The following is an 8,005-nucleotide window of genomic DNA, read 5'->3' as shown; positions in this document are numbered from 1 at the left end:
GTCCCACGCCGCAGGCAGCCACTCGGCGAGGCCGGGGGCCACGGAGTACTCAGCCCTGAGGCACCCCGCCTGGCGGTGGAAAACCGCTTCACCGGCTGATCCCGGTATGGGCATGATTCCCCCCGTGCACGAGGACAGGGACCATCGCGAACAAGGCCGGTACACCCTGACCGAGACGGAGCACGGCCGCGCCTGGGGCGTGTGCGCCGAAGTGGGCCGAAGTGGACGGGCTGTTCGGGCAACCCGCGCGCGGGACGTACGAAATGTTCGGCTGGGTTCCGGAAGGGGCCGAGGTGCGTGGCTGGGCCGGCACACGGGTGTGGCTGGTGCCGGAGGACGAGGCACTCGGACCCTGGCTCCTGGAAGACGCGGAGAGCCTCGGACAGCACCCGGGGACGGACAGCCTCGTACTCACGGGCGTGGACGACTACGAAGACCCGCCCGAGGAGCACCTGGGTTCCGTCCGAGTGCACGACGGGCACCGGTGGTTGGGCTCCTGCCGGACCTTCGCCCGCATCCTCCCGCCCGAGCGGACGGCGCCCCCTCTCATCCTGCGAGGGCTCGCCCAGAGTGAACGACTCCGGCGGGCACTGATGACAGGGACTCGGCGTGCGCTGGACCTGGAGGAGGCCGGCCTGGAAATACGGGACGGCCGGGGCGAGCCGCTCACCGAGCGGTTGCTGTGGACCAGCGTCGGCGGCCGGCGGCCGGCGGCCGTCCACCCTCGGGCGGATCTGATCGACCTGGAGCTGGACGGGAGGCTCTTCACGCCGGTCCCGGAATACGCCCGGCCGATCTGGGAGCGGTGGCTCGCCGGGCCGCCGGAGACACGCGGCGCCTGGGCCGGCCTCGACACCCGGCGGCGCGGAGCCTGGCTCGATATGGTCCGGGAGCGGGTCTGCCGACAAGAGCGCGCTGACGGGCCGGCCGGTCACGCATACGAGCTCGACGGCCGGTACATCACCGACGTCCCGGGCTTCTACTTGGCCCTCGGCGAAGCGGTGAACGGGCAGGGCGGCTACTTCGGCGGCTGCCTGGCCGCCCTCGACGACTGCCTGCGCGGCGCCTTCGGCTACACCGCCCCAGCCACCCTGCTATGGCGGGACGCCACGACCGTACGCGAGCACCTGTCCTGCCTCCTGACCCCGGACGGCAGGCGGTACGATCTGTTCACCGAGATCCTCGACACCCTGGCCGGGGGCGGGATGCACGTCACCCTGGCGTGACCCGGGCCAGGCCACGGCGTCCGGCCCGCAGCTGGTCCGGATCCTGCACCGGAACCAGGCTCTGACACTCCGCACATGGCCGTCCTATGGCCGTCCTATGGCCGTCCTATGGCCGTCATATGACCGTCTCTCTCCCGGACCGTGCCACAAGGCTGACCGATTGGAGAGCGAGTCGGATGTGACTGAGCGCTTCGGTCCCCTCGGGCGGTTGTGGCCGACTCATGAGACGGTGCCGGCCGTCCCGCCGCCTCCGGCGGCGACGCTGCCGCTCGGCTTGGGTGCGGCGAAGGGAGGCGTGTCCGGTCGGCACGTCGTTCCGACCGGCGGGAGGGTGCCGTCGATGAGGTAGCGGCTCTCGTGGGCCTTGACGCAGCTGCTGGGGTTGACCAGTGCCGTGTGCCCGTATCCGTCGTGGGTGAGCAGGCGGGCGTCGGCCAGTTCCTCGACCATGGCCTGCGAGCCCGAGTAGGGAGTGGCGGGGTCGTAGACGGTGCCGACCACCAGGACGGGGTGCGCCGTGGGCTTGTTCCACGGGCCGCGGTAACGGTTGGCGGCAACCGCCGGCCAGGTCGCACACCCCTCGGCGGCCCACGTCCAGAAGCGTCCGGCGTCACCCGCACGGCTGGCGCTGGCCTCCTCCAGAGCGTGGTAGACACCGGGATCACGGGGATTGGGGCTGTCACCGCAGAACACCGCAGCGGCCTGTTCCTCACCCAAGTACGGATTCGGATGCGGGACCGGTGGTGCGGGCGGGAGCCGGGACGGCTTCGGGACGCGGCCCCGCCACAGGTCCTGCAGCCTGCCGGCGAGGTCCGTCCACCCGGGGTGAACGACGTAGAGGCTGTTCACCACGTCAGCGACCGTGCCGGCATAGGTCGACGTGCCCACGGGGTGCTTCCGGAGCCGCCGCATCAGTTGGTCGAACTTGTCCCGGGTCGCTTTCGGGCTGCCGGCGGAGAAGGCGCAGCGGGCGGTGGTGGTGGACCCGCACAGGGCGAGGAACCTGTCCAGGGTTGCTGCCGCGCTGCGGTCCGAGCCCGAGCGCAGGAGTGCCGTGAGCCGGGGTTCGACGTCGGACGCGTGATTCGTCCAGGCCTGCGGATCCCAGTTGCTGTCGAGGACCATGGCGCGCACCTTGCCCGGGAAGAGGTTGGCGTAGCTGGCGCCCAGGAACGTGCCGTAGGAGATCCCGAGGTAGGTGAGTTGTGACTCGCCCGTCGCCCGGCGGAGCTGGTCGAGGTCGTGAGCGGTGTCGGCGGTAGACACATGCCGCAGGAGCTCGGGGTCACGCCGCTCGCAGCGCCGGCCCAGGTCCTTGTACGCGGCGATCCAGGCCGCCCGCTCCTTTTCGCCCACCGGGAAGCCCGCCGCTTTGCTCGCAGTCCAGTCGGCGGCTTCGTCACGGCTCGCGAAGCAGTTCACCGCCGTGCTGCTGCCGATCCCGCGGGGGTCCCAGCTGACGATGTCGAACCGCTCCCGCACCTCGCGCGGGAAGAACTCGTAGTTCTGTGGCATCTGGACCGTTCCTGGCCCGCCGGGTCCGCCGGGGTTGAAGAACAGCGTGCCGATGCGTCGACCGGGGTCGGTCGCCTTCCGTTTGATGACCGCCAGTTCGATGGTGCGACCCGCTGGGTTGTTGTAGTCCAGCGGCACCTTCGCGGTCGCGCAGTCGAACGGGCTGCCTTGAACGCAGGGTCCCCAGTCCAGCTTCGGGGCCGGCACCGAAGCTGTGGGAATACCTCCAGCCAGGGCGAGGTCGTGCCCGGTCAGAACGGGCGAGCAGGTCACCAGCGCGGCGACGGCCGCGGCACAAACCCGACGGCCCGCCGCCGGTCCGGATATGTGCATGCCATGTCCTTCCACGGCTGAGCGCCGGACGCCCTTCTGCGTCGGACGTCGGCACCCATCCGTGTCAACGGCACCGCGCCCCCACAACGCGCGCGAGCCGACCGCGGCCAAATGGCCGAACCACCGTCACCCGTGTCGCCGACGACGGGGCCCGTAGCCCCGGTCGGCTCCTGGCCTTCCACCGCAGGGGCGACTCGAGGGGCCAACTACGGCGCACGGTCTGGCCATCCATCGCCCTCAAGGGCCAAATGAAGCGCCCGGTCACATCGGATCCTCATGACGTGCAGGTCCCACTCGCCCCCGTGGGCACTGCGGCGGGATGCCGCCCCCTAAGCGGCGGATCGCCCACGCCCCGTCCGTTTTCGATTCATACCGAACACGTGGGCTCGAATACGAAAAGACCCCCTCCGTGCTGCGTCTACGCAGTTCGGAGGGGGTCTTCCCCACTGTGGCGGCGCTAGGATTCGAACCTAGGAAGGCTGAGCCGGCAGATTTACAGGCCGCGCGCGGGACGCATCCTGACCAGCACACACGCATCGTCGCCAGCATCTGCCCCACCCCTGCCCCGCAAGGCCATTGAAGGGTGAAAGCGCCGTGCTTACCCCCTACGACCTTCGGGATTCCTTGATCCTGGTCCTATCAGGTGGCGCCTGGGGAACCCGCGCCTGCTAAGCAGCACCCCGCCTAGCCGCGGGCTGCGCCGGATGCCCCGAGCGCGGCAAGCGTGAAGCCATCCCGTAGCTCTCCCGCAAGGATCGCCTTTGCGATTTCGTGCGGACTCCACCAGCGCGCGGCGGCGATCTCGCCATCGTCAACCGTGCCGGGGCGCAGCGGGGCATCGCCCTGAACCGAGACCTCGACGACGGCGACCTCGTTCTCCAGCAGGCCAGAGTCGATGTCCAGGTACGCCACTGCAACCGCCGCGGAGCCCACCAGTCCCGCCTCCTCAACTAGTTCGCGCAGCGCGTCCGAGACAGGATCGGTCTCGCCGAATCCGCGCGGCAGTTCCCAGGCCCACCGACCGATCGTCGGCCGCCACTGGCGAACCAGCAGAATGTCATCGCCGCGTCGTGCCAGCACCACGACTCCTGTACGGCCACCGCCGACGCGGATGCGGTGCCGGACGGTCTCCTCGCCGGAGGGCAAGCGGTAGGTGTCCAGGTAAACCTCGCACCATCGCCCGCCGTCAGCATCGGTGTAGGCCTTGTGGGTATGCGTACGCGGCGCCTCAGTGTCCATCAGACCCTCCTCGCAGCACCCCGGGGAGCTCTATCACGTCGTACCGCCCTCGGAAGTCGACCAAGCGGGTCACACCCGTTGCTACGGCCGCAACGACAACCGGCGCGAGCGCTCCACCTGCGCCAGCCGCAAACACTCCAGGCGTCCCCTCGCCGAGCAGGCTAGTCGCCAAGCTCATTCCACCGCCCGCAACCATCTGAGCAGTGACCCCACGCGCGCTCTGTGCGAACCGCTGGAGTCGGGTCACCGACACCTCGCCCACGTCAGCGGCCAGGGGCTCTTTCGTACGCTCCGCGAGCAGGTCGCCCACCTCCTGCAGAGCAGCAAGGTCACGCCGGTGCCACCAACTGGTGAGGGCGTCGGCGGCGTCATCGGTGTAACGCTGCCATTGAGCACCGCTCATCAGGCCCAGCCGCAGTTCGAACCGGGTCGGAAAGATCACGACCGGCGTCTGCTCCCCCAACGCCGCCGCCTCTCGGCGCCGGATGCCGCGACGAGGCGAAGGCAACCCGAGCAGGCAGCCTTCGCTCGCCGCGATGGCTCTGTAGTACGTCTCGTCGAAGGACTCGCGCAGCATCTGCGCATCCGCTTGCGCCGCGGGGTCACCGGAGCGCAGTAGAGGGTCAAGTCTCTCGTACAGGCGGCTACGGCTGGGCAGCCCGGTCACGTCAAACTCCCCGCTGGTCCAGGCAGCAAGCACAGCCCGGCCCTCGCCACTGGCCACATCCTCCGGGCGCGGCGGGGGCCGCAACGCGTACGCGGTCGCGTAGTCGGCCGGCACCAGGGGGCTGACGTCCAAAAGGCCGCGCTCGGCCGCCTCCAGCCAGTCACCCCACCGGGCAACTGTGCGCCGCCGCAGCGGAGTCTCAAGGACATTAGTCGCCGCCAGCAACCGGTCCGCCATACCGACCGGCCCCTCCGTGGCCAGGGCTGCGACCGCGGACTCGACGTCTGCGCGGACGGCCAGCTCCCGCTGTAGTCGCAAGCACTGGTCCTCTGAGATCGGGAGGGAAGAGAAGAGGAAACCAGTGGAGAGCATCGCGATCAGCTGCCCGGCCAGGTCTGCGTTCCGGGAGTTCACCCGGATCGGCAACACGGCGCCGCCGCCGATCGCCCGAATCGCTAGCTCGTCAAGGAGTGCGGCGGGCCGGAGCGCAGCGAAGACGGCACCATCCAGCAGTTGAGGATAGGTCAGGAACAGAGAGCCGCCCTGGATGACTTCCCAGCGCAGCCGCCCGAGCAACCCCACCCGCTCGATCGTGGTCAGCCGCTCCATCGGAGCCGCAACCCCGGCCACTTGGGCGCTCAGCCTGGCCCGCTGCCGTACGCTGTCCCACTCTGTGCTGAGGACCGCGGTCATGTGCCAGCCCCTTCTGCGGCGTCCATACGCGAGTCAGTTCAGCATGCGCCGATGAGCGGAGCAATGGACAGTGAGGGTTTTCAGCGTTGCCTCTCGAGGGTGAGGACGGCTTTGGCGATGACCGTCATGCGATTGGGGCTGCAGCGGGCTCTGCGGAAGATCCGCCAGGACTTCAGTCTCGCGATGCTTCGTTCGACTGGCGCCCGCGCCGCCGACAGGGTTCGGTTGATCGTCCGCTGGGTCGGGTTGAGGTCCTGGTGCGGGAGTCGCCTGATCGGCGTGGTCACCCAGGGGCCGGCCCCGATGTAGGCGCGGTCGGCGAGGATGGGAACGTCTTGGCGTTCGCAGAACCGGATGATTCGGTGGGTGCGGGCTGCGGTCAGGTCGTGGGTGCGTCCGGGCAGTGTGGGCGAGATCCACAGCAGCTCGCCCGCGGGATCGGCGATGACCTGCACGTTCACGCCGTGTCGGCGGTGCTTGTGCGAGAAGTCGGCCCGGCTGTCGCCGACCCGGTCGCACTCGGCGAGCGTGCCGTCGAGCAGGACATGCTCGGGATCGGTCTCCCGCAGGACTCGCAGCAGGCCGGGCGCCCGCCGGGCGAGGTGGTCGACGACGGCAGTGACGTAGGCGTGGGCGGTGCCGACGGATATGCCGAACCCGGCGGCGATCTGCGTAAGCGGGTCGTGCCGGCGCAGGTAGACCAGGGCGACGAGAGCACGCTGGTGAGGCGGGAGCTTGCAGCGTCGGTCACCCTCACGGGTGACGATGAGCATGGTTACCCACTCGACGAGGGCGCGAGGCAGGTCGAGTGCGGCAGGATGGGGAACCAACGAGGCTCCTGCGCTGATGAGTTGAGACGTCGAACACCTCGCTCAACGGCACGGGAGCCTCGTGCGTTGCGGGACACCGACCCGTCACCCGATCAGTGGCCACGCTGAAAGAGCTCAGTCGTTCACCGCCTTCGATCCGCGACTTGCCCAGCGCCGGGGAGAGCCGCGAACCGGCTGCCCCGCTGTTCTGGTACGTCCGCACCGACAGCCGTCAGCTTTACAGCGGGCTCAGTTCACCTACGACGGCCTGCGGATTTCCCTGTGCCGCCTGCTGTCGGAGGACACCTGGGGGAAGCAGAGCCAGGTCAAGGGGTCTGCGCAGACATCCATGGCGGGCGGATGAGCACTGATTTAGGAGTTTCGATCAACTGAGCGGTCCGCCTGCCTACCCAGCCCATCGCTGGGCATGGCGAGAGCCCTGAAAGTCGCTCAAGTCAGTCGAGTGTCCTGACGTTGCCGTCAGAGACTGCCGTCACGACCTCTTCCTGCTGTACTACGGGCTGCAGGCTTCGGGACGCTGGTCAGGTGCTTACCAGGGTCAGGTGACTGGTGGTCAGCTGCGATTTCGGTGGTTGCTGCACTCCGTTGGTGAGGCCCGGGATAGACGGATGTGGATCAGTCCTGGTCCGAGGCGGGGTCTTGTATTGCGTTGAGTGTTTCTTCGATGGTGATGTCGATGTACCGGTCGCGGTCTGCGGGGCTGAGAGCCGGTTGGGGTGTTTCCGCTCGGTCGAGTCGGATGCGGACGTGGCGGGTGATGACGTCGCGGTGGGGTGTGGGGGTTTGCTTTCTGAGGTCGCTGTAGACCGTCCAGGCAAGGCTGGCGACGCTCACGATGAGCGCGCCGAGCGAGATGGGGTCCAGGTACTGATCGGGGCGGGTGGTGGTCTCGCGGGCATGGAGGGCAGCTTCCACGTCGGTTGCGAGGTCGAGATCGTTCGGGGCGGCGAGGCGCTGTGCTGCGGCTCGTGCGACCTGTCCTACCGGGTCGGCCATGCGGTGTTCTCCTTTTGAGGTCAGAGGGCGGTGGAAGGGTCTGTGATGACGTGGTGGCGTACCGCGGAGGGCAGGCAGTTGCCGGTGACGGCCTGCCAGGTCTGTTCGAGGGCGGCGATTCCCAGCACATGTGTGAGCCGTTTGAGATGACCGGGGCCCGGTCCGGTTGCCGGGTGCGGGAACTGATCAAAAAGGGCCACGCATCGGACCACCCATTGCAATGCCTCCTCGGTCTGCTGCCGTGCCTCAGCCAGTAGACCCAGTGCCCCGTAGCTGCTGGCCATGCCGGGCCGGTTGCCGAGGTTCTCTTCGATGATGAGCGATTGGCGGTACCAGTCCTCGGCCTCCTCCAGCCGCCCCCGCTCCTGGGCGACCATGCCGAGCTGGTGGTAGGCGCCGGCCATGCCGGGACGGTTGCCGAGGTTCTCTTCGATGATGAGCGATTGGCGGTACCAGTCCTCGGCCTCCTCCAGCCGCCCCCGCTCCTGGGCGACCATGCCGAGCTG

Annotated in this window: 6 protein-coding genes, 1 tRNA gene and 1 pseudogene; 1 reads left to right on the top strand and 7 read right to left on the bottom strand. The window is 68.8% G+C overall.

Going from position 1 to position 8,005, the window contains the following annotated elements:
• Positions 1-112 precede the first annotated feature (112 nt).
• A pseudogene (locus AB0A61_RS03535) lies at positions 113-1,226 on the top strand (hypothetical protein).
• A gap of 219 nt (positions 1,227-1,445) precedes the next feature.
• Here the strand turns inward: AB0A61_RS03535 and AB0A61_RS03530 are convergent.
• The 7 genes from AB0A61_RS03530 to AB0A61_RS03500 form a co-directional block, all read right to left on the bottom strand.
• Entirely contained in the window at positions 1,446-3,074 is a 1,629-nt protein-coding gene (locus AB0A61_RS03530) for an alpha/beta hydrolase (RefSeq protein WP_361285430.1), read from the bottom strand.
• A gap of 449 nt (positions 3,075-3,523) precedes the next feature.
• A tRNA-Tyr gene (locus AB0A61_RS03525) sits at positions 3,524-3,618 on the bottom strand.
• Positions 3,619-3,758: 140 nt separating this feature from the next.
• On the bottom strand, positions 3,759-4,313 hold the full coding sequence (locus AB0A61_RS03520; protein WP_361285428.1) for an NUDIX hydrolase: 555 nt from the start codon (positions 4,311-4,313) through the stop codon (positions 3,759-3,761).
• Entirely contained in the window at positions 4,303-5,673 is a 1,371-nt protein-coding gene (locus AB0A61_RS03515) for a hypothetical protein (protein ID WP_361285425.1), read from the bottom strand. The genes AB0A61_RS03520 and AB0A61_RS03515 overlap by 11 nt, the downstream gene beginning before the upstream one ends.
• Positions 5,674-5,753: 80 nt before the next feature.
• Positions 5,754-6,503 carry a transposase family protein gene (locus AB0A61_RS03510; protein WP_361285422.1) on the bottom strand — a complete coding sequence of 250 codons (750 nt, stop codon included), beginning with the start codon at positions 6,501-6,503 and terminating at the stop codon, positions 5,754-5,756.
• A gap of 615 nt (positions 6,504-7,118) precedes the next feature.
• Positions 7,119-7,499 (bottom strand): hypothetical protein, encoded by a 381-nt coding sequence (locus AB0A61_RS03505; protein WP_361285419.1) that lies wholly within the window; start codon positions 7,497-7,499, stop codon positions 7,119-7,121.
• Positions 7,500-7,519: 20 nt separating this feature from the next.
• Positions 7,520-8,005, bottom strand: a 486-nt coding sequence (locus tag AB0A61_RS03500; RefSeq protein ID WP_361285416.1) for a tetratricopeptide repeat protein, incomplete at its 5' end; no start/stop codon positions are given.

Source organism: Streptomyces sp. NPDC046197 (assembly GCF_040646295.1).
In the GTDB taxonomy this organism is placed as follows: Bacteria; Actinomycetota; Actinomycetes; order Streptomycetales; family Streptomycetaceae; genus Streptomyces.
The sequence above is the reverse complement of the archived record's forward strand: the minus strand, read 5'-3'. Positions and strand labels throughout refer to the sequence as shown.